Genomic DNA, 21,733 nt, shown 5'->3' on the forward strand with positions numbered 1-21,733 from the left:
GGCAGCGCTGGCTTTGCGGCCCAAAAAGCCCCCGAGCGCATGCGTGCCGTTCATTTCTGGATGAGCGTCCCGTGGGACCACTGATGAGGGTAATAACTGTGCTTGAAGCCTACCGCAAACATATCGAAGAGCGTGCAGCCCTGGGTATTGTTCCCCAGCCGCTTAACGCCGAACAAACCGCAGGCCTGGTCGAGCTGCTGAAAAATCCTCCAGCCGGCGAAGAAGAATTCCTCGTTGACCTGATCACCAACCGCATTCCACCTGGTGTTGACGAAGCTGCCTACGTCAAGGCCGGTTTCCTGTCTGCCCTGGCCAAGGGCGAAGCCACTTCCCCCCTGATCGACAAGAAACGCGCTGTTGAACTGCTCGGCACCATGCAAGGCGGCTACAACATCGTGACGTTGGTCGAGCTGCTGGACGACGCCGAGCTGGCGCCTGTCGCCGCGGCCCAACTCAAGCACACCCTGCTGATGTTCGACGCGTTCCACGACGTCGCCGAAAAAGCCCGCAACGGCAACGAGCACGCTAAAGCCGTAATCCAGTCCTGGGCTGACGGCGAATGGTTCCGCAACCGCCCTACCCTGGCCGACAAGATCAGCCTGCGCGTATTCAAGGTCACCGGCGAAACCAACACCGACGACCTGTCCCCTGCTCCGGACGCCTGGTCCCGCCCTGACATCCCACTGCACGCCCTGGCCATGCTGAAAATGGCTCGCGAAGGCATCGTGCCGGACGAGCAAGGCAAGACCGGCCCGATGAAGCAGATCGAAGAAATGCGCGGCCAAGGCTTCCCGATCGCCTACGTCGGTGACGTGGTCGGTACCGGCTCTTCGCGTAAATCCGCTACCAACTCGGTACTGTGGTTCTTCGGCGACGACGTACCTTACGTACCGAACAAGCGTGCCGGCGGTTTCTGCTTCGGCAGCAAGATCGCTCCGATCTTCTACAACACCATGGAAGATGCTGGCGCACTGCCAATCGAATTCGACGTGACCAACATGAACATGGGCGACGTCATCGACCTGTATCCTCATGCTGGCAAAGTCTGCAAACACGGCACCGATGAAGTCCTGACCACCTTCGAAATGAAGACCCCGGTCCTGTTGGACGAAGTTCGTGCCGGCGGCCGTATCCCGCTGATCATCGGCCGTGGCCTGACCGACAAGGCTCGCGCCGAATTGGGTCTGGGCCCTACCGACCTGTTCAAGCTGCCTGAAGCACCGGTCGACACTGGCAAGGGTTTCACCCTGGCCCAGAAAATGGTCGGCAAGGCCTGCGGTCTTCCGGAAGGCAAAGGCGTTCGTCCAGGTACGTACTGCGAACCGAAGATGACCACCGTGGGTTCCCAGGACACCACCGGTCCTATGACCCGTGACGAACTGAAAGACCTGGCGTGCCTGGGCTTCTCGACCGATCTGGTAATGCAGTCTTTCTGCCACACCGCGGCTTATCCAAAGCCGATCGACGTGACCACCCACCACACCCTGCCTGACTTCATCATGACCCGTGGCGGTGTATCGCTGCGTCCAGGCGACGGCATCATCCACAGCTGGCTGAACCGCATGCTGCTGCCGGATACCGTCGGTACCGGTGGTGACTCCCACACCCGCTTCCCGATGGGCATCTCGTTCCCAGCCGGTTCCGGTCTGGTCGCGTTCGCCGCAGCCACTGGCGTAATGCCACTGGACATGCCGGAATCGATCCTGGTGCGCTTCAAAGGCAAAATGAAACCTGGCATCACCCTGCGTGACCTGGTTCATGCCATTCCTTACTACGCGATCCAGTCCGGTTTGTTGACTGTCGAGAAGAAAGGCAAGAAAAACGCCTTCTCCGGCCGCATCCTGGAAATCGAAGGCCTGAACGACCTGACGCTGGAACAGGCTTTCGAGCTGTCCGACGCCTCGGCCGAACGTTCGGCTGCCGGTTGCACCATCAAGCTGTCGAAAGAGTCCGTCACCGAGTACCTGAACTCCAACATCACCCTGCTGCGCTGGATGATCGGCGAAGGCTACGGCGATGCACGTACCCTGGAACGTCGCGCTCAAGCGATGGAAGCCTGGGTAGCCAACCCAGAGCTGATGGAAGCCGATGCCGACGCGGAATACGCCGAAATCATCGAGATCGATCTGGCCGAAATCAACGAGCCGATCCTCTGCGCACCAAACGACCCGGACGACGCTCGTCTGCTGTCGAGTGTTGCCGGCGAGAAGATCGACGAAGTGTTCATCGGTTCGTGCATGACCAACATCGGTCACTTCCGCGCTGCCGGTAAGTTGCTGGAGCAGGTCAAGGGTCAGCTGCCTACCCGTCTGTGGCTCTCGCCGCCGACCAAGATGGACGCTCACCAACTGACCGAAGAAGGCTACTACGGCATCTACGGCAAGGCTGGCGCGCGCATGGAAATGCCGGGCTGCTCGCTGTGCATGGGTAACCAGGCACGTGTAGAACCGAACTCGACTGTTGTGTCGACCTCGACCCGTAACTTCCCTAACCGTCTGGGTGATGGTGCCAACGTCTACCTGGCCTCGGCTGAGCTGGCGGCAGTAGCCTCCACCCTGGGTCGCCTGCCGACCGTCGAAGAGTACATGGGCTACGCGGCGAAACTGGACACCATGGCCAGCGACGTCTACCGCTACCTGAACTTCGACCAGATCGCTGAGTTCCGCAAGATCGCAGCAAGCGCCAACATCCCGGTGATTCAAGCCTAAGGTGTTGATGTAACAAAAACGCCGCGTATCGCAAGATACGCGGCGTTTTTTTATGCCTGGAATATAAACACATTCAATTGATCCCTCTGTCACTGACCCACCGCTATCGGGAGCAAGCCCCCTCCCACAGTTTTGACCGCGACGGGCGACCTTATACCTTCAACCGCACCACCGCCTGATCCTCAAGGTGGGCTGGCTGAAGACACCGCTCCAAATGTGGCAGGGGGCTTGCCCCCTCCCACAGTTTTGACCGCGACGGGCGACCTTCTACCTTCAACCGCACCACCGTCTGATCCTCAAGGTGAGCTGGCTGAAGACACCGATCCAAATGTGAGAGAGGGCTTGTCCCCTCCCACAGCTTTGACCGCAACGGGCGACCTTATACCTTCAACCGCACCATCGTCTGACCCTCAAGGTGAGCTGGCTGAAGACACCGATCCAAATATGGGAGAGGGCTTGTCCCCTCCCACAGCTTTGACCGCAACGGGCGACCTTATACCTTCAACCGCACCACCGTCTGATCCTGAAGATGAGCTGGCTGAAGACACCGCTCCAAATGTGGGAGGGGGCTTGCCCCCGATGGGCGAGTCAGTTGACGCATCTGCCACTGACCCACCGCTATTTGGAGCAATCCCCACGCGTCACGCCTTGCTCACCTCCAGCGCCAGCTGCACCGCGCCATCGACGCTCAAGCCACTGAGCAGCACATGGGACGCCAATGCTTCGGGCAGCCCCTGCAACACCTCGCGCGCGTCATGCCGCACGCGGGCAAGTACCAGGCGCTTGCCCTCCCCGTGTACTTGCGCAAAAAAAGCCGCCAGCGCTTCGATGCTGGTGCCGTCGAGGTCCGGCGATTCTTCCAGGCTCAACACTACCGCCTGCGCCTGGGAATGACGCATCAGGCGCAAGGCCGCGCCCAGGATGCGCTCGGCATTCGCAAAAAATAGCGCTTCGCTGGGCCGCACGATCAATACCCCCGGGACGGCCAGGGCATCGGCATGGTGCAGGCGGTCGACAAAGTCATGGCTGTCACCCAGGCGGCCCAGCACTTGAATGTCGGCCGACGACATCTGGCGCAGCATCAACATCACACTGATTGCGACCGCGAGCAGCAAACCATCCAGCACGCCCAGCACCAGCACCGCCGCCACCGCACAAATCACCAGCACGCGATCGCGGCGCCACAGGAAATAACGCCCCAGCGGCTGCAAACTCAAGCCTCGACCCAGGGCATAGATGACGACGGCCGCCAACACCGGCTCCGGCGTGAGCGCGACATAGGGAAGCACCGTCAGCACGATCAGCAATATCACCAGCGCCGCGACAATCCCCGCCAGGCGCGAATAGGCGCCGGCCGCCTCGTTGGCCGACGTCGCCGAATACCCGGCACCGGCCGGCATGCCGTGGAACAGACCGGAGACCAGGTTGGCCACTCCCAGCGCAAGCAGGTCACGGTTGGAGGACACGCGGTCGCCATGCTTGAGCGCGAACGAACTGATAGAGCCGTAGGACTCCGCGTACAGGATCATCACCAGCGCAAACGCCAATTCCCCGAGGCGCAGCCAGTCGGCAAACGGCAGCATCGGCAAATGCCCCAGCTCCAGGCGCAGGTCGATCATGCCGATCTGCGCCACGCCATAGGCCTGCAGGTCCAGGTACTGCCCGGCAGCGATGCCGAGCACCACGACCACCAGACCACCCGGCAGACGCGGGAAGCGTGCGCACAGCCACAACACCAGCAACGCCAGCCCCGCCACCAGTGCCGCAGGCCAGTTCCAACGCGGTAGCTGCTCCAGCAACTGCGGCAGAAAACGGATCAGGTTGTTATCGGTCAGGTGCACGCCCACCACACTGGCCAATTGCTTGAGGATGATGGTCAGCGCCAGGCCGAAGGCGAAGCCACGCAACACGGGCTTGGCGATAAACGAAGTGACGCCGCCAAGTTTCAACAGGCCGGCCAACAGGAAAAACACCCCGGTGAGCAGTACCAGCCCGAAGGCCAGGGAAAGCCTCAATGCCGGCTCATCTCCCGCCAGGCTCGCCGTCGCCGCCGCCAAAACGGCCGCCGACGACGAGGTAGCCGAAACAATCGCAAAGCGGCTAGTGCCGAACAGGCCGTAGCACACCAGGCCTGCAAATAAAGCGATCACCCCGGCCTGGGGCGGCAGCGCGGCGATACTGGAATAGGCGACGGCTTCGGGCAGCAGCAAACCCGCGATGGATAAGCCAGCCAGCAGGTCTTGGATGCGGTTCGACGGTACGGCAACGGGTGCATCGGTTTCAGTCTTCAATCGGCCCAACCCATCCTGGCAAAAAGCGTGCGTAAGCTTAGCCCTCATTGCTCGGCTGCGGTTGAGCCGCATCAGCTTTTGCGCGGGCAAAAAAAAGCCGATTCGCGCTATGCGCGAATCGGCTTGCTTGCGTGAGCCCTGGGTTCAGGACAGCAGCGAGTAAATCAATGCAGTAATTGCCACCAGGCCCACTGCGGTGACAAACACGTTGGACGCGTGCCCACGGTACTTGGCCATGGCCGGCACCTTGCGGATCGCGTACATCGGCATCAGGAACAGGATCGACGCAATGATTGGCCCGCCCAGGGTCTCGATCATGCCGAGGATGCTGGGGTTCAGCGTGGCGACGATCCAGCACACCACCAGCATGAAGCCCGCAGTCATACGGTCCAGCGTCTTCGCAGCTGGACGGCGACCGCTTTTGAGCACCAGACCCTTGAGGCCCTCGCTCGCGCCGATGTAATGACCGAGGAACGACTTGGCAATCGCCACGAACGCGATCAACGGTGCAGCGAACGCGATGGTCGGGTTGTTGAAGTGGTTGGCCAGGTACGACAGGATCGACAGGTTCTGCGCCTTCGCTTCAGCTAACTGGGCCGGCGACAGGGTCAGCACGCAGCTGAACACGAAGAACAGCACCATCACCACCATCAACAGGTGCGCGCGGGACAGGATCTGCGAACTGCGCTCATCGGCGTGTTCGCCGTACTGGCGCTTCTGGTCAACCGCGAACGCCGAGATGATCGGGGAGTGGTTGAACGAGAACACCATCACCGGAATCGCCAGCCACAGGGTATTGAGCAAGGCCGAAGGCGCCGGGACCACACTCGCGGTGCTGAGGATGCCACCGTTCCAATGCGGGATCAGGTACACCGCAAGGAACAGCAAGGCGACGATAAACGGGTACACCATCATGCTCATGGCCTTGACGATCACTTGTTCGCCGCAACGCACCACCGCCAGCAAGCCGAGGATCAGCACAAACGCCAGCAGCGCCCGTGGCGGCGGCATGATGTGCAACTGGTGCTCCATAAAGCTGCTGACCGTGTTGGTCAGGGCCACGCTGTAGATCAGCAGGATCGGGAAAATCGCGAAGAAGTACAGCAAGGTGATCAGTGCACCCGCTTTGATACCGAAATGCTCTTCGACCACATCAGTAATGTCCGAACCTTCACGGCCGGAGAGCACAAAACGGGTCAGCCCACGGTGGGCAAAGAAGGTCATCGGAAACGCCAGCACTGCCAGGATCACCAGCGGCCAGAAACCGCCCAGGCCGGCGTTGATTGGCAGGAACAAGGTACCGGCGCCAATGGCGGTGCCGAACAGGCCAAGCATCCAGGTGGTGTCCTGGCGGCTCCAGCTTGTGAGGGTTGCAGGTGTCGTTGCATAGCGTTCGTCGACGCTATTGGCCTGATCATTCATCCGGTCGGATCTCCGCATTTACACGGCCGGGACGAGTCAGAAAAACCTGACAGGCAGCGCCCCGACCATAGAAGGGGCCGGATTGTCCGGGATTCTTTTGAATAAGCAAAGACTTAGCTGAGGAATGGTTGTACGAAGCAGATCAATCCAATTGACGACAATTTGTTCCAGTCAGGAACGTGACGCCTGTTTCGCCCACTCAGAGGGAGCCTTATCACAAACCTTGGAGATTCAACCATGACGATTTCAAACCTCAATCTGTCCCACGCCGGCCACTTGGTCGACAGCGTGGCGATGCATATTGCCGATCAAATCGCGGCACAAGATAAGCCCAAGCCACAGCAGCCTCCCAGCTTCCCTTTCAACGGCATTGAATATGCTGCCGCGCCCAAACCCAACAACACAATGATCCCAATGCCTCGCATCGGCTAAGACTGCGCGACTCACCAGGGCGTGGATCCATGCTATGGATTCACTGCCCTCTACCCGCCCCCTGCGGACCTTGCATCACCGCCCTATAAAATGTCGCATACTCTCTCTTCCATCCCGCCCCACAAGGAAGAGCCGTCCGATGACCACCACTGTTCTGGTCCTGGTTGAAACCATCAACGACTACCTGCAAATCATCGAGAGCAATGACTTTCATGTGATCCTGGCGCCAACCCCAGCCGAACGAGCCCAAGCCATCAAGCGCCATGGCGGCCAGATCAACGCCGTGTTGACCCGCGGCCCCCTGGGCCTCTACGCAGACGAAATCGCCGCGCTGCCGCTGCTGGAAATCATCTGTGTGATCGGCGCCGGTTACGAACATGTTGACCTGCAGGCCGCCAGCAATCGTGGGATTGTCGTGACCAACGGCGCCGGGGTGAATGCGCCGTCGGTGGCGGACCACGCTATGGCGCTGTTGCTGTCCCTGGTGCGCGGCATCCCGCAGACCGACGTCGCCGTGCGGCGCGGTGAATGGCCCAAGGTGATGCGCCCTTCCCTGGGCGGCAAGCAACTGGGCATTCTTGGCTTGGGCGCCGTGGGCCTGGAAATCGCCAAGCGCGCCGCCCTCGGATTCGGTATGGAAGTGAGCTATCACAACCGTCAGCCCCGTGATGATGTGGATTACACCTACTGCGCCAGCGCCGTGGAGCTGGCGCGCACTTCGGACTTCATGATCCTGGCCACGCCCGGTGGCCCGAGCACCCGTCACCTGATTGATCGTCACGCCCTGGATGCTCTGGGGCCGAATGGCTACCTGGTCAATATCGGCCGTGGCAGCGTGGTGGTTACCGCCGACCTGATCACCGCCCTTGAACAGCGCCGCATTGGCGGGGCTGCGCTGGATGTATTCGACGACGAACCCAAGGTGCCCGACGCCCTCAAGCACCTGAGCAATACCGTACTCACCTCCCATGTGGCCGGCCTTTCACCGGAAGCCGCTCACGACACCGTGCAACGGGTGGCCGACAATCTGGTGGAGTACTTCGCCGGCCGACCAGTGCTCACGCCGGTCGTGTTACCCGCGCCCGTAAAATGACCAATCAGGCACGCTGATCATCATCCAACACGCTAACCTATTAAGCCGCCCCGACCTTGTCGCTGGGCGGTCGTGCGCATTAGATTAGGAAATAGTCCAAGGCCTTTAGAATAAGCAGAAGGGATAAGCATGGCGCTGAACGACCAATCGACCCAGATTCGCCCAGGCGAAGAACTTGATGCTGGCCTGATCGATCCCTATCTCAAGGCCCATATCCCGGGCCTGAGCGGCACGCCTGCGATCAGTCAGTTCCCCGGCGGCGCGTCCAACCTGACTTACCTGTTGGAATACCCTGGGCAGGAATTCGTCCTGCGCCGCCCGCCCTTCGGTCACAAGGCCAAGTCAGCCCATGACATGGGCCGTGAATTCCGCATTCTCAATCAGCTAAAAGATGGCTTCCCGTATTGCCCCAAAGCCTATGTGCATTGCACCGATGAGTCGGTGATCGGCGCTGAGTTCTACGTGATGGAACGCGTCAAGGGCATCATCCTGCGCTCCGACCTGCCGCCTGAGCTGGGGCTGGATGCAACCAAGACCGAAGCACTGTGCAAAAGCTTTATCGACAAGTTCGTCGAGCTGCACCAAGTCGACTACACCGCCTGCGGACTGGCCGACCTGGGCAAACCCGAAGGCTATGTGGCACGCCAGATTCGCGGCTGGAGCGACCGCTACGAAAAGGCCCTGACCCCCGATGCGCCCAAATGGGAGGCAGTGCGGGCCTGGCTCAACGACAAGATGCCGGCCGACCACCCGACATCAAGCATCGTGCATAACGACTACCGCTTCGATAACGTGATCCTCGACCCGCACAACCCGATGCAGATCATCGGCGTACTGGACTGGGAGCTCACCACACTCGGCGATCCGCTGATGGACTTGGGCAACACCCTCGCCTACTGGATAGAGGCCGCCGACCCCGCGCCGGTGCAACTGATGCGCCGCCAGCCAAGCAATGCGCCCGGGATGCTCACCCGCCGCGAGTTCGTCGACTACTACGCCGAACGGTCGGGCATCCAGATCGATAATTTCGACTTCTATTACACCTACGGCCTGTTCCGCCTGGCCGGCATCGTTCAGCAGATCTACTACCGTTTCTTCCATGGCCAGACCCAGGACAAACGCTTTGCTCAGTTCATTCAGATGAACTCACTGCTGGAGCAAATGAGCCTGAAGGTAATCGCTAAATCAGCCCTCTGATCGCACAAAAACAAGGAACCCCCATGTCCAAGACTCATCTGTTCGACCTCGACGGCAAAATTGCGTTTGTCTCCGGCGCCAGCCGTGGCATCGGTGAGGCCATCGCCAAGTTGCTGGCCCAGCAAGGCGCCCATGTGATCGTCTCCAGCCGCAAGCTAGAAGGCTGCCAGCATGTGGCCGACGCAATCATCGCCGACGGCGGCAAGGCCACTGCGGTTGCCTGCCATATTGGTGAAATGGAGCAGATTAGCCAGGTGTTCGCCGGCATTCGCGAGCAGTTCGGCCGCCTGGATATTCTGGTCAACAACGCAGCCACCAACCCGCAGTTCTGCAACGTGCTGGACACCGATCTGGGCGCGTTCCAGAAGACCGTTGACGTGAACATTCGCGGCTACTTCTTCATGTCGGTGGAAGCCGGCAAGCTGATGCGCGAAAACGGCGGCGGCAGCATCATCAACGTGGCCTCGATCAACGGCATCTCGCCGGGTGTCTTCCAAGGCATCTACTCGGTGACCAAGGCCGCGGTGATCAACATGACCAAAGTGTTCGCCAAGGAATGCGCTGAATTCGGCATCCGTTGCAACGCCCTGCTGCCGGGCCTGACGGACACCAAGTTCGCCTCGGCGCTGGTGAAAAACGATGCGATCCTGAAAATGGCCCTGGCGCAGATCCCGCTCAAGCGTGTGGCCGACCCAAGCGAGATGGCCGGCGCGGTGCTGTTTCTGGCGAGTGACGCGTCCAGCTACACCACCGGTGTGTCGCTGAATGTAGACGGTGGTTTCCTCTCCTGACTTCGCCCGGGTTTCTACAGGTCGATTTACGCGTAACCTTGGCGTAGATCGATTTGTCTCAGAGTGAAACATGGAACTGCACATCGTCATCAAAGGCCGCAAGGACCTGGCGGCCCAGCTTTATCAGCAATTGCGCGAAGCCATTGCGGCCGGGCGTCTCGCGGCAGGCGCGCAACTGCCGCCCAGCCGCCTGCTGGCCGAGCAGTTGGGCGTATCGCGCAAGACCGTGTCCGATACCTACGCCACGTTGACCTATGAAGGCTTGCTGGTGGGAAAGATCGGTCGTGGCACCTTCGTTAACGCTTGGGCGCCCCCAGCGGATCGTCTACAAACTGCCACCGACCTGGCCTGCGCCAGCAATCTGGCTAAATGGCAGGCGCTGCCCTCGCCGATGCGCCACCCCACACGCGACAATCTCCTGCGCTACGAATTTCTCGGCGGCGCCACCAGCCGCAATCAGTTCCCACAAGACGAATGGCGACGCTGCACCCAGGACGCGCTGCGCCGCATTGCCCAGAACAGCGGCTTCTACAGCCAACCCGAAGGCTTGCCAGCACTGCGCAGTGCCATCGCCGGGCATATCGCCTTTTCCCGAGGCGTCAAATGCTGCGATGACGACATCGTGGTCACCAATGGCGCGCAACAAGGGCTGGACCTGCTGGCCCGCGTGGTGCTGGAACCAGGCAGCATCGTCGCCATGGAAGACCCTGGCTACAGCCCCGCACGCCAGTTGTTCCAGGCGATGGGCGCCCGGGTCGCCAGTGTGCCGGTGGATGACCAAGGCATTCAGGTGGATCAGATCCCCGACGGCACCCGCTTGATCTATGTGACCCCCTCCCACCAGTTCCCCCTCGGCATGCCCATGAGCCTGGCGCGCCGTGAAGCCTTGCTGGTCCGCGCCTTCGACCTGGGGGCGATCATCATCGAGGACGACTACGACAGTGAATTCCGCTACGAAGGCCGCCCCACCGATTCCCTGCAAAGCATGGACACCCGCGGCGTAGTCACTTACGTCGGCACCTTCTCCAAAACCCTGCTGCCCGAACTGCGCCTGGGCTATTTGGTGCTGCCGCCGGCGATCCACGGCGCGGTACTCAAGGCCAAGCAATTGACCGACCAGCACAGCTCCACCTTGCCGCAGTGGGCGCTGGCCAAGTTCATCAGCGAAGGCTACCTGCTCAAACACATCCGCCGCTGCCACTCCGTATATGCCGGGCGTCGTGAGCGCATCCTGCAACGACTGGCCGGGGATTTGTCGCCGTGGTTCGAAGCCGTGCCCACCGTGGCGGGGTTTCATATGGCGGCGCTGTGCAAGGTGCCGGTGAGCATTCCGTTGCTGATGACATTGGCGCGTGAGGCCGAAGTGGGTTTATACCCGCTTGATGTGTTCTTCCACGACGCACCGGTGCGCCCTGGGCTGATTATTGGATTCGGCGCCATCGAAACCCTGGATATAGACCCGGCGCTGGACAAGGTGCGCGACATTCTCAAACAGATTGGCTAGGGGCTTTTCCGGCGGATTGGTCATTGGTCGGCCAGGTTCTGCGGCGTAGGGTGGACAGGTCTCGAACTACTCGGAAACCCGAACATGAAACGCCTGCTCGCCACCACTCTGATGCTCGCTTCACTCAGCGCCTTTGCCCACGAACCGGTGTACAACCAGGAGTCGATCAAGGTGCTGCAGGAGCACGCCCTGACCAACGTGCCCGGCAAGAAAACCATCATGCTCACCGTTGATTACGCCCCCGGCCAGGCCACCGTTCCCCATAGCCATACGGGTACGGCGGTGGCCTATGTGCTGGAGGGCGCGATCACTTCGCGGGTCAATGATGAGGAGGCGATAACCTACAAGGTCGGCGAATCGTTCTACGAGCCCGCGGGTTCGCGGCACTTTGAATCCAGCAATGCCAGCCAGACCCAGCCAGCGAAGTTACTGGTGGTGATGGTGTTGGATGACAAGGCCGAGGTGCTGACCCCTCTTCCAAAATGATCAGCTAAGACATCTATCAGAAGTATGGGCGGTCGCTAAATGTGGGAGGGGGCTTGCTCCCGATAGCAGTGCGTCACGACACCCATTTGGCTGAACTACCGCTATCGGGAGCAAGCCCCCTCCCACAGTTTTGACCGCGTTGAGTCAGGGACTAGGGGCGTTTGAATAGGCAGCGCAGTTCTTCGATCCTTGACCGGCACACACAGCCCTCAAGGTGATCATTGACCATCCCCATCGCCTGCATCAGCGCATACATCGTGGTCGGACCTACAAAGGTCCAGCCACGTTTTTTAAGGGCCTTGGACAGTCGCACCGAGGCCGATGAGGTGGGGTTGCCCGTCCAGTAAGCCAGGTCCACCACCGCCGGGCGCTCTTCATCACCCGGCTCGAACGCCCACAACCACCGCGCCAGCGATCCGGTTTCATCCACCAGCTCACAGGCCCTGCGCGCGTTGTTGATGGTGGACACGATCTTGGCCCGATTACGCACAATCCCCGGATCCTGCATCAGCCGCTCTATATCAGCCTCGCCGTACTGCGCCACCCGACGAAAATCAAAGCCCTCGAACGCCGCACGAAACTGCTCGCGCTTGCGCAAAATGGTGATCCACGCCATCCCCGCCTGAAAGCCTTCCAGGCAAATTTTCTCGTACAGCTGGACATCGTCCGCCACCGGCACACCCCATTCCTGGTCGTGGTAACGCGGATATTCCGGCGCCGAGGTGCGCCAGCTGCAATGGGTGTGGCCCGCTGCGTCAGTGGTCAATCCTGGAGTGTCCATCCATCACCTCATAAGCCGAGCGGCGGATGATAGACGAAAATTTTTCCAGCCCGCCAACCGCTCAAGCATCGCCCTCAGCGACCAACTGGTCAGACCGGGACTTGTCAATCAACCAATAATGACTTGTGATTTCGAAAAAACCCGGCGTAGACTGGCCCCGCACTGGACTTACCGGTATGACCACAACAATTAAGCCCTGGAACCACCAGGGCACCGAATAGAGATCCCTCCCATGCTCAGATGGTGCTCGCGTTCGATTTTCCTGCAAGTCGTAATTGGCCTGATGCTTGGCATCATCTGCGGCCTGGCCCTTCCCGAATTCTCCTCGCAACTCAAACCCCTGGGTGACGGCTTTATCAAGCTGATCAAAATGCTGATTGGCCTGATCGTGTTCTGCGTCGTGGTCAGTGGCATTTCCGGCGCCGGCGACTTGAAGAAAGTCGGACGAATCGGCCTCAAGTCGGTGATCTACTTTGAAATCCTCACCACCATCGCCCTGGTGATCGGCCTGGTCATGGCCTTCAGCACCGGTATCGGCCAAGGTGCCAATATCCACCTGGAGCAGCTCTCCTCCGCCGGCCTCAATGAACTGGCCGACAAGGGCCAGCACATCAAGGGCACCAGCCAGTTCCTGATGGACCTGATCCCCAACTCGGTGATCGGCGCCTTTGCCGACAACAACGTGCTGCAAGTGCTGCTGTTCTCGGTGCTGTTTGGCAGCGCGCTGAACCTGGTGGGCGAAGCGGCCTCAGGCATCACACGGCTGATCAATGAGCTTAGCCACGTGATCTTCCGCATCATGGGCATGATCGTGCGCCTGGCGCCAATCGGTGTGTTCGGCGCGATTGCCTTCACCACCAGCACTTACGGCCTGGACTCCCTGCAACACCTGGGCAGCCTGGTTGGCCTGTTCTACCTGACCTGCTTTGCCTTCGTCGGACTGATCCTGGGCCTGGTAATGCGCCTGTCGGGCCTGCGCATGCTGCCGTTGCTTAAGTACCTGCGCGAAGAACTGCTGATCGTGATGGGGACCGCCTCCTCCGATGCCGTGCTGCCGCAGGTCATGCGCAAACTCGAACACCTGGGCATTGGTAGCTCCACCGTGGGCCTGGTGATTCCAACGGGGTATTCGTTCAACCTCGACGGTTTCTCGATCTACCTGACCCTGGCCATCGTGTTTATCGCCAACGCCACCGGCACGCCGCTGTCGATGACTGACTTGCTGACCATCCTGCTCGTGTCGTTGATCACCTCCAAAGGCGCCCACGGGATTCCCGGCTCTGCGCTGGTGATCCTGGCGGCAACGCTGACAGCAATCCCGGCGATTCCGGTAGTGGGCCTGGTGCTGGTATTGGCGGTGGATTGGTTCATGGGCATCGGCCGCGCACTGACTAACCTGATCGGCAACTGCGTCGCCACCGTGGCCATCGCACGCTGGGAAAAAGACATCGATATCCAGCGCGCCAACAAGGTGTTGGACGGCCAGCAAGGGTATGCCTTCCAGGCCAAGAAACCGGTGCTGCCGGCCCACCAGGAATTCTAACGCTGTCTCATGGGCAACACTGGCTAATGTGGGAGGGGGCTTGCCCCCGATGAGGACGGTCAGTTGATAGATCTGTAACTGATCCACCGCCATCAAGGGCAAACCCCCTCCCACATGACTGTATTAGCAACATTAAGGAAGTATCGACGTGATCAGCACCTCAACGGTCGTCAATTCAGTCGTAGAAAAACTCCGCGCCGCCCTGGCGCGAGGTCAGTGGCGCCGGGGCGAAATGCTGCCCGGCCAGCGCGAACTGGCCGAACAGATGGGCATCAGCCGCCCCAGCCTGCGCGAAGCGGTGATCGTGCTGGAAACCCTCGGCCTGGTGCGCTCCATGCCCGGCAAAGGCGTGGTCGTGCTCGAAACCAGCGTCAGTGAACCCCAATCCAGCGACGCCGTGGCCGACGCCAGTCTCGAAGACCTCCTGCAACTGCGCTACACCCTCGAACCCTTCATCGTCGGCCTTGTGGCCCAGTCCATCAGCAGCAAGGAAGTCGGCCAATTGCGCTTGACCCTAATGGACATGCGCGAGGCGCTCGACGCTGGTGACGCCGAAGCAGGCATGAACGCCTACATTGGCTTTCACGAAGAACTCTTCGCCCTCACGTCCAACCCGATTTTCCAGAACGTGGTGCAACAGACCAGCAACGCCCTCAAGCAAAGCGCCCAGGTTCTGCGCAACTCTCCTGAACACCTGGCCGAGCGCCTGCAGGAAAACGACGCGGTGGTGCGCGCCATACGCAACAAGAACAGCGCCCTGGCCAGCGCAGAAATGCGCAAGCACATCCTCCAGGAAGGCCTGCGCATGGGTATTCGCTTGAACATCCCGGACGACCATCTGGGCAGCTGACTTTTTGGAGACGACCATGACCGCCCACGCCCTGCACCGCGAGCCCTTCCTCCCCGCCCTGCGCCTGGTAGCCGGTAAAAAGCCAACGGTGGATGACATCTACCCACGGCTGTTCGACGCGATCCTCGAACAACGCATCGCCCCGGCCAGCCGCTTTACAGAAGAAAGCCTGGGTGAAACCTTTGGCGTGAGCCGCAGTGTGATTCGCCGCGTATTGGCCAAGCTGTCTCATCAGCAAGTGATCATCCTGCGTCCCAACCAGCGCGCTCAAGTAGCGGCACCGGACGCACAGCAGACGCGGCAGATCCTCGAAGCACGGCGCATGACCGAAATCACCGTGGTGCAACTGGCGTGTGCCCAGGCCACGGCGACGCAGATACGCCAACTGCGCGAGTTGATTGCTCGCGAACGCGAGTGCATTGAACGCGACCAGCGTGGGCCGGCGATTCGCTTGTCGGGGGAGTTTCACCTGCAACTGGCGGTGATGGCGGGGAATGGTCCGTTGGCGCAGTTCCTCAACAGCCTGGTGCCGTTGACGTCGTTGATCATTGCCCAATTCGAAGCAAAAGCCTGCACGTATTGCGCGTGGCAGGAGCATGTGGCGATTGTGGATGCGGTGGAGCAACGCGACTCAAGCACCGCAGTGACCCTGATGACCCAACACCTGGATCACCTGGAAGCCAAGTTGCTGAAACACCATTAATCTCCAGATAAAACGAGATAAAAATGTGGGAGGGGGCTTGCCCCCGATAGCGGTGGGCCAGTCATGAAGAGGCTGGCTGACACTCTGCTATCGGGGGCAAGCCCCCTCCCACAGTTTTTGGGGTGTTTGATAAAGGGCATTCCAACAAAAAGCCCCTGCATCTCACAATGCAGGGGCTTTTGTTTCAGGCGCTAAATCAAGCCGGTTGCAGCACAGACGGCCCACTCAAGGCCAAGTCCAGCAACTCACGGTTGGCGACCGCATACATGGCGTAGTCCGTACCGACCGCAGCACGAATCTCCACCATCATGGCCACCCAACGATCCGCCATGTCCTTGTGCTGCTCAAGCCACAGGGCCACGCGGGCTTCCATGTCTTGTGGCGCGTCGGCCATTTGCAGGACAGAAATGGTAATCGCCCGTTGCTGCCAGTCCACGTCGTCGCGGAACGCTTCGCGAGCCGCAGCCTGCCAGTTGTTGGCCACTGGCAGATCGCTGATCTGCTGCAGGTACCATGGCAAGTCCAGAGCGCTGCCTACGGCGAAGTAGGCCTTGGCCACTTCGGCGGCGTCATGCCCGGTTACGTCAGCGGCTTCGATGATTGGCAGCAGGGTGTACAGGTGAGTAGTGCCTGCAACCATACGCGCCAACAACTCCGGCACGCCCGCTTCAGTGTAAGCCTGATAGCGTTTCTGCCAGCCTTCGCGGGTCGGTCCTTCCAGCAGTTCGTCGAGCTTGAGGCCCAGTGCGGCCAGGTGCGGACCGAAGTGCGCGGTGTCACGCCCAGCGTCCTGCTCGTTGCGACGGCTGCGTAGGAACCAACGCGTAGCGCGGCGGCCCAGGCGCATCAGCTCATCCATCAACTGCAATTGCACGTCAGCGGAGACCTGGTGGTCCAGGGCTTCGATCTGGCGGAACCAGTGCGGGAGGTGGAAGATGTCGCGCACGATCACATAAGCGCCGGCCACGTTCGCCGGGCTCATGCCGGTCGACTCTTTGAGTCGTTGAACGAAGGTGATGCCCATGTGGTTAACCAGGTCGTTGGCGATCTGGGTGCTGACGATCTCACGCTTCAGGCGGTGACGACGCATGGCCTCGCCGAACTTGGCGACCAGGCTCGGTGGGAACGCGGTCTCCATGTCACGGGTCAGGTACTCGTCATCCGGCACCAGGGACTTGAGCAATGCTTCCTTGAGGTCGATCTTGCTGTACGAGATCAGCACCGACAGTTCCGGACGGGTCAAGCCCTTGCCGTTGGCGGCGCGCTCTGCGAGCTGCTCCTCGGTCGGCAGGTACTCGATGGCGCGGTCCAGCTTGCCACGGCCTTCCAGGTCGCTCATCAAGCGTTTGTACTCAGCTGCTCGCTCGTAAGCCTTGCGGGCAGCCAGGGACAGGGCCTGGGTTTGCTTATAGTTGTTGCCCAACACCAGGTTTCCGACTTCGTCGGTCATGCTCGCCAGCAACTGGTTGCGTTGCTTGTCGGTCATGTCACCGGCCTGCACCACTTCGTTGAGCAGGATTTTGATGTTCACTTCGTGGTCGGAGCAGTCCACACCACCGGCGTTGTCGATGAAGTCGGTGTTGGAACCGCCGCCATTGAGGCCGAATTCCACACGACCCAGCTGGGTCATGCCGAGGTTACCGCCCTCGCCCACCACCTTGCAGCGCAGTTCGTTGCCGTTGACGCGCAGCGCGTCGTTGGCCTTGTCGCCGACATCGGCGTGGCTTTCGGTGCTGGCCTTGACGTACGTACCGATACCGCCGTTCCACAACAGGTCCACCGGCGCCTTGAGCAAGGCGTTCAGCAGTTCGGTCGGGGTCAGCTTGTCGGCCGAGATGTCGAAGCGTTCTTTCATCTGCGGCGAGATGGCAATGCTCTTCGCGCTGCGCGAGAAGATACCGCCGCCTTCGGACATGATGCTGGTGTCGTAGTCGGTCCAGGCCGAACGCGGCAGCTCGAACATGCGCTGACGCTCGACGAAGCTGGTCGCCGGGTTCGGGTTTGGATCGATGAAGATGTGCAGGTGGTTGAAGGCTGCGACCAGTTGCAGCTTGTCGGACATCAACAGGCCGTTACCGAACACGTCACCGGCCATATCGCCGACGCCCACCACGGTGATGCTGTCTTCCTGCACGTTGATGCCGCGCTCACGGAAATGACGCTGCACACCGACCCACGCGCCCTTGGCGGTGATGCCCATTTTCTTGTGGTCGTAACCGGCGGAACCACCGGATGCGAACGCATCACCCAGCCAGAAGCCGTAGTCGATGGCGATGCCGTTGGCGATGTCGGAGAAGGTCGCGGTGCCCTTGTCCGCTGCGACGACGAGGTACGGGTCATCGTCGTCATGACGCACGACGTTGGCCGGCGGCACCAGGGCGCCGTCCTTGAGGTTGTCGGTAATGTCCAACAGGCCCGAAATGAAGATGCGGTAGCAGGCAATACCCTCGGCCGCGATTTCATCCCGCGTGCCGCCCAGTGGCAAGCGACGCGGCAGGAAGCCGCCCTTGGCGCCCACCGGTACGATCACCGAGTTCTTCACTTGCTGGGCTTTTACCAGGCCGAGCACTTCGGTGCGGAAGTCTTCTTCACGGTCGGACCAGCGCAGGCCGCCGCGAGCGACGTTACCAAAGCGCAGGTGCACGCCTTCGACCCGTGGCGAGTACACGAAGATTTCAAACTTCGGCACCGGCTTAGGCAGCTCGGGAATGGCGCGCGGGTCGAACTTGAAGCTGAAGTACGACTTGTTCTGGCCGTTGGCGTCGGTCTGGTAGAAGTTGGTACGCAGGGTGGCCTTGATCAGGTCCAGGTAGCGACGCAGGATGCGGTCTTCGTTGAGCACCTGGACGTCGTCCAGGGCCGTGAGGATCGCTTGCTCCAAGCGTTGCTGCTTGTCTTCAAGGTCATCGGCGGTGAGCTTGCGCGCCAGGTAGAAGCGTGTTTTGAACAACCGGGTCAACTCGCGGGCGATGTCGGTGTGGTTGTTCAGGGTGCTGGCGATATAACCCAAGTCGAAGCCCAGGCGGATCTGCTTCAGGTAACGGGCGTAGGCACGCAGCAGCGCGACGTCGCGCCATGGCAGGCCGGCGGTCAATACCAGACGGTTGAACGCATCGTTCTCGGCATCGCCGTGGACGATGTGCACGAACGCATCCTGCAGGGTGTCGTTGAGCTGCTGGATATCCAGGTTCACGCCTTCGGCGGCGATGAACGCAAAATCATGGATCCAGAACTCACGGCCATTGGCGTGGCGCAGTCGGTAAGGGAATTCACCCAACACGCGCAGGCCGAGGTTTTCCAGGATCGGCAGTACGTCGGACAGCGCCAGCGGGGTGTCGGCGTGGTAGAGCTTGCAATGCAGCTCGCGTTGGCCGGAGACCTGGCCCAGTGGCTGATAGAAGCTCATCACCAGCGGGTTGGCTTCGGTCAGGCTGTTGAGGTGCTGCATGTCGACGACGGCTGAATGCGCGGCAAAACGCTCGCGGTAGCCGGCCGGGAAGCCTTTCGGGAAGTCCGCCAGCACATTGGTGCCCTGGGCTTCGCCGAAGCTTTCGACCACCAGGCTGGAGTAGTCGTCCTGCCAGCTGCGGCAGGCCTGCACCACTTCTTTTTCCAGTTGCAGCGGGTCGATGTCGAGGCGGTTCTTGGGGTCTACCCGCAGAATCAACTGGACACGGGCCAGTACGGACTCGGAGAAGAAGGTCCAGAACTCGCAGTCCGAGGCTTTCAGGCGATCCATCAGCACTTGCTGGATCTTCTGGCGCACTTCGGTGGAATAGATGTCGCGCGGCACATAGGCCAGGCAGTAGCAGAAACGACCGTACGGGTCTTTGCGCAGGAACACGCGGATCTTGTTGCGTTCCTGAATCTGCACAATCGACATCACAGTGCTGAACAGCTCGTCGACCGGGGTCTGGAACAGGTCGTCACGGGGCAGTACTTCAACGACCTGGGCAAGCTCCTTGCCCAAGTGCGCCTTGGCCTGGAAGCCCGAACGGCGTTCGATTTCGGCCACTTTGCGACGAATGTACGGAATGACTCGCACGCTTTCGCCATACACCGACGAGGTGTACAAGCCCATGAAGCGATGTTCCTTGATGACCTTGCCGTCGGCATCGATCTCACGGATCGATACGTAGTCCGGGTAGGCCGGGCGGTGAACACGGCTTGGGTGCGCAGCCTTGGCGAACGACAGCACGGTCGGTTCACGCAGGTAAGACACAGCGTAGTCTTCGATGCGCAGGTCATCGGCGGTGAGGCCAGCACGCAGCAGCTTGGTCAGACCGAGGAAGGAACTGGCGTCATATTGAATATGGCCACCGTCCGCCTCGTCACGTACCACGAATTCTTCATAGCCCAGGAAGGTGAAGTGGTTGCCCACCAGCCACTCCAGGAAGTTCTTGATCTCGGCTTTTTCTTCGCCGTCGATGCCGAACTGGCTGGCGTCGATACCGGCCAGCAGGTCCTGGACCTTGGCTTTCATCGGTTCAAAATCGGCCACGGCCACGCGCACTTCACCCAGAACCTGCTCAAGCTCTTTGCTCAGCACGTTCAGTTCGGCGGCGTTGGCGCAGCGGTCGATTTCCAGGTACATCAGCGATTCTTGCTGGATGTCGTCGCCCTGCGTGCCTTTCGGCAGGATTTCCAGCAACTCGCCTTTGCTGCCACGACGCACACTCAACACGGTGGTTTGCAGGGTGTGAATGCTGTAGCCGCGACGGTTCAGCTCGGTACGTACCGAGTCCACCAGGAACGGCAGGTCATGGTGCAGCACTTCGACCGCGGTATGGGTCGACTGCCAGCCATGACGTTCGTAATCGGGGTTGTAGACCCGCACTTGTGGCTGGGTATGATCAAAGCGCTCAAGCAGGCGCCAGGCAGACAGGGTGCAACCGGCCAGGTCGGAAAGGCGACGCTGGGTCAGTTCGTCCAGGGAAATGATGCCGAAGAATTGTTCAGCGAACAGCGCCACTTGTGGCAGTGCCTGTTCGCTGATGTGCTGCGCCAGTGCCGCTTGCAGTTGATGCTGGAAGTCGGCCTTGCTGGCTGCGGTGAAGAACGCCATCTGTGGTACTCCGCTTGGGCTTGTTATTGATGGAAGCGTCGCGTGTTATCCCCTTGCGGGGAGACCGTCAGCTCTGTTCGCCGGTAACTAAAGCACCATAGACGAATCAGGATGACAGGAGGGTGAAGCTGGACAAGACAATGAGGTCACATACAACTTCCATAAGATGCGCACCCTGCCGGGTGACGGTACGACGGGCAGGTCAGACGCCTGGCAGGCTGTGGAACGAGAACTGCATCCGTTGCGCAGCTTAACGACTGAGGGAAGCGCGCTGCTTGCGAAGCTGCGACATATTCGGTCATCGGTAAGCAGGCTCGCGGTTGCAACTTGGGCAACCCGTGATTTCGGGTGAAAAAACGCCTGATTGTTCGGGGGTGAGTGTCGAAAATGACTGATTCTCCATGCCAGGTCATGCCCTGAGTCTGACACAGGAAGAAGCACAAAATTCGCGGCAATGGCACAATTGCCCACGCGATGCCCTCCCCCAGACAGGATTCCCCATGCTGCAAATCAAAACCGACGCCCTGATGGCCACACCGTGCGACGACGAAGAAGACAACATGGCCATGCTCTGCTGCCACGGCAAGAACGGCGAAATGTTCATGTTGACCCGCTACCCCGATGAAGACGAAGTGGAACTCACCTGGGACTACGGGCCTTCAACCCTCGATGGCCTGAAAATCACCCTGAGCGACACGACCCTGACCGTGGAACTGGCCGCCGGCGATGCCGACGCCCTCGGTGGCAAGGATAAATTGGAGATCAGCCACGCCACAGCAGTGGCAGATATGGCAGAAGTGGAAGCAACTCTGCAGAACATCCTCAAGGGCACTGGCACCTACGTTCGCGCCTGAAACCGGGGCCTTC

15 protein-coding genes are annotated in these 21,733 nt (G+C 60.4%); 11 read left to right on the plus strand and 4 right to left on the minus strand.

Annotation, left to right across the window (positions count from 1 at the left end):
- Positions 1-98 precede the first annotated feature (98 nt).
- Positions 99-2,708 (plus strand): bifunctional aconitate hydratase 2/2-methylisocitrate dehydratase, encoded by a 2,610-nt coding sequence (gene acnB, locus G9Q84_RS11170; protein WP_032887185.1) that lies wholly within the window; start codon positions 99-101, stop codon positions 2,706-2,708.
- 641 nt (positions 2,709-3,349) lie between these two features.
- Here acnB and G9Q84_RS11175 read toward each other — a convergent pair.
- Both G9Q84_RS11175 and G9Q84_RS11180 read right to left on the minus strand, forming a co-directional pair.
- A complete protein-coding gene (locus G9Q84_RS11175) occupies positions 3,350-4,999 on the minus strand; it encodes a SulP family inorganic anion transporter (protein WP_181643312.1) in 1,650 nt (549 codons plus the stop codon).
- A 144-nt stretch (positions 5,000-5,143) separates the two neighbouring features.
- Entirely contained in the window at positions 5,144-6,421 is a 1,278-nt protein-coding gene (locus G9Q84_RS11180; RefSeq protein WP_032887187.1) for a serine/threonine transporter, read from the minus strand.
- Between the two features lie 237 nt (positions 6,422-6,658).
- Here G9Q84_RS11180 and G9Q84_RS11185 point away from each other — a divergent pair, with 237 nt between their 5' ends.
- The 6 genes from G9Q84_RS11185 to G9Q84_RS11210 all read left to right on the plus strand — a co-directional run bounded on the left by G9Q84_RS11185 (position 6,659) and on the right by G9Q84_RS11210 (position 11,924).
- Positions 6,659-6,853, plus strand: coding sequence for a hypothetical protein (locus G9Q84_RS11185; RefSeq protein WP_032887188.1), 195 nt, complete (start codon positions 6,659-6,661; stop codon positions 6,851-6,853).
- 139 nt (positions 6,854-6,992) lie between these two features.
- A complete protein-coding gene (locus tag G9Q84_RS11190; protein ID WP_095184593.1) occupies positions 6,993-7,946 on the plus strand; it encodes a 2-hydroxyacid dehydrogenase in 954 nt (317 codons plus the stop codon).
- Positions 7,947-8,075: 129 nt separating this feature from the next.
- A complete protein-coding gene (locus tag G9Q84_RS11195) occupies positions 8,076-9,143 on the plus strand; it encodes a phosphotransferase family protein (protein WP_181643313.1) in 1,068 nt (355 codons plus the stop codon).
- A gap of 23 nt (positions 9,144-9,166) precedes the next feature.
- The gene (locus G9Q84_RS11200) at positions 9,167-9,934 is read left to right on the plus strand and encodes an SDR family oxidoreductase (RefSeq protein ID WP_032887191.1); all 768 of its coding nucleotides are present in this window, start codon (positions 9,167-9,169) and stop codon (positions 9,932-9,934) included.
- Positions 9,935-10,004: 70 nt separating this feature from the next.
- The gene (gene pdxR, locus G9Q84_RS11205; RefSeq protein ID WP_181643314.1) at positions 10,005-11,438 is read left to right on the plus strand and encodes a MocR-like pyridoxine biosynthesis transcription factor PdxR; all 1,434 of its coding nucleotides are present in this window, start codon (positions 10,005-10,007) and stop codon (positions 11,436-11,438) included.
- Between the two features lie 84 nt (positions 11,439-11,522).
- Positions 11,523-11,924: a cupin domain-containing protein gene (locus tag G9Q84_RS11210; RefSeq protein WP_181643315.1), complete on the plus strand. Its 402-nt coding sequence runs from the start codon at positions 11,523-11,525 to the stop codon at positions 11,922-11,924.
- 151 nt (positions 11,925-12,075) lie between these two features.
- Here the strand turns inward: G9Q84_RS11210 and G9Q84_RS11215 are convergent, their stop codons facing one another.
- Positions 12,076-12,705, minus strand: a complete 630-nt coding sequence (locus tag G9Q84_RS11215; protein ID WP_181643316.1) for a DNA-3-methyladenine glycosylase I — start codon at positions 12,703-12,705, stop codon at positions 12,076-12,078.
- A gap of 217 nt (positions 12,706-12,922) precedes the next feature.
- Between G9Q84_RS11215 and G9Q84_RS11220 the strand changes: the two genes are divergently transcribed.
- From G9Q84_RS11220 to G9Q84_RS11230, 3 genes are all read left to right on the plus strand, one after another.
- Complete coding sequence (locus G9Q84_RS11220) at positions 12,923-14,248, plus strand: C4-dicarboxylate transporter DctA (RefSeq protein ID WP_177326439.1); 1,326 nt, start codon at positions 12,923-12,925, stop codon at positions 14,246-14,248.
- A 148-nt stretch (positions 14,249-14,396) separates the two neighbouring features.
- Positions 14,397-15,098 carry a FadR/GntR family transcriptional regulator gene (locus G9Q84_RS11225; RefSeq protein WP_095184588.1) on the plus strand — a complete coding sequence of 234 codons (702 nt, stop codon included), beginning with the start codon at positions 14,397-14,399 and terminating at the stop codon, positions 15,096-15,098.
- 16 nt (positions 15,099-15,114) lie between these two features.
- Entirely contained in the window at positions 15,115-15,801 is a 687-nt protein-coding gene (locus G9Q84_RS11230) for a GntR family transcriptional regulator (protein WP_032887200.1), read from the plus strand.
- A gap of 196 nt (positions 15,802-15,997) precedes the next feature.
- Here G9Q84_RS11230 and G9Q84_RS11235 read toward each other — a convergent pair whose 3' ends face one another.
- Positions 15,998-20,866, minus strand: a complete 4,869-nt coding sequence (locus tag G9Q84_RS11235; RefSeq protein ID WP_032887202.1) for an NAD-glutamate dehydrogenase — start codon at positions 20,864-20,866, stop codon at positions 15,998-16,000.
- A gap of 500 nt (positions 20,867-21,366) precedes the next feature.
- Between G9Q84_RS11235 and G9Q84_RS11240 the strand changes: the two genes are divergently transcribed.
- Positions 21,367-21,720, plus strand: a complete 354-nt coding sequence (locus G9Q84_RS11240) for a hypothetical protein (RefSeq protein ID WP_032887204.1) — start codon at positions 21,367-21,369, stop codon at positions 21,718-21,720.
- Positions 21,721-21,733: the final 13 nt, after the last annotated feature.

Source organism: Pseudomonas sivasensis, assembly GCF_013778505.1.
Classification (GTDB): domain Bacteria; phylum Pseudomonadota; class Gammaproteobacteria; order Pseudomonadales; family Pseudomonadaceae; genus Aquipseudomonas; species Aquipseudomonas sivasensis.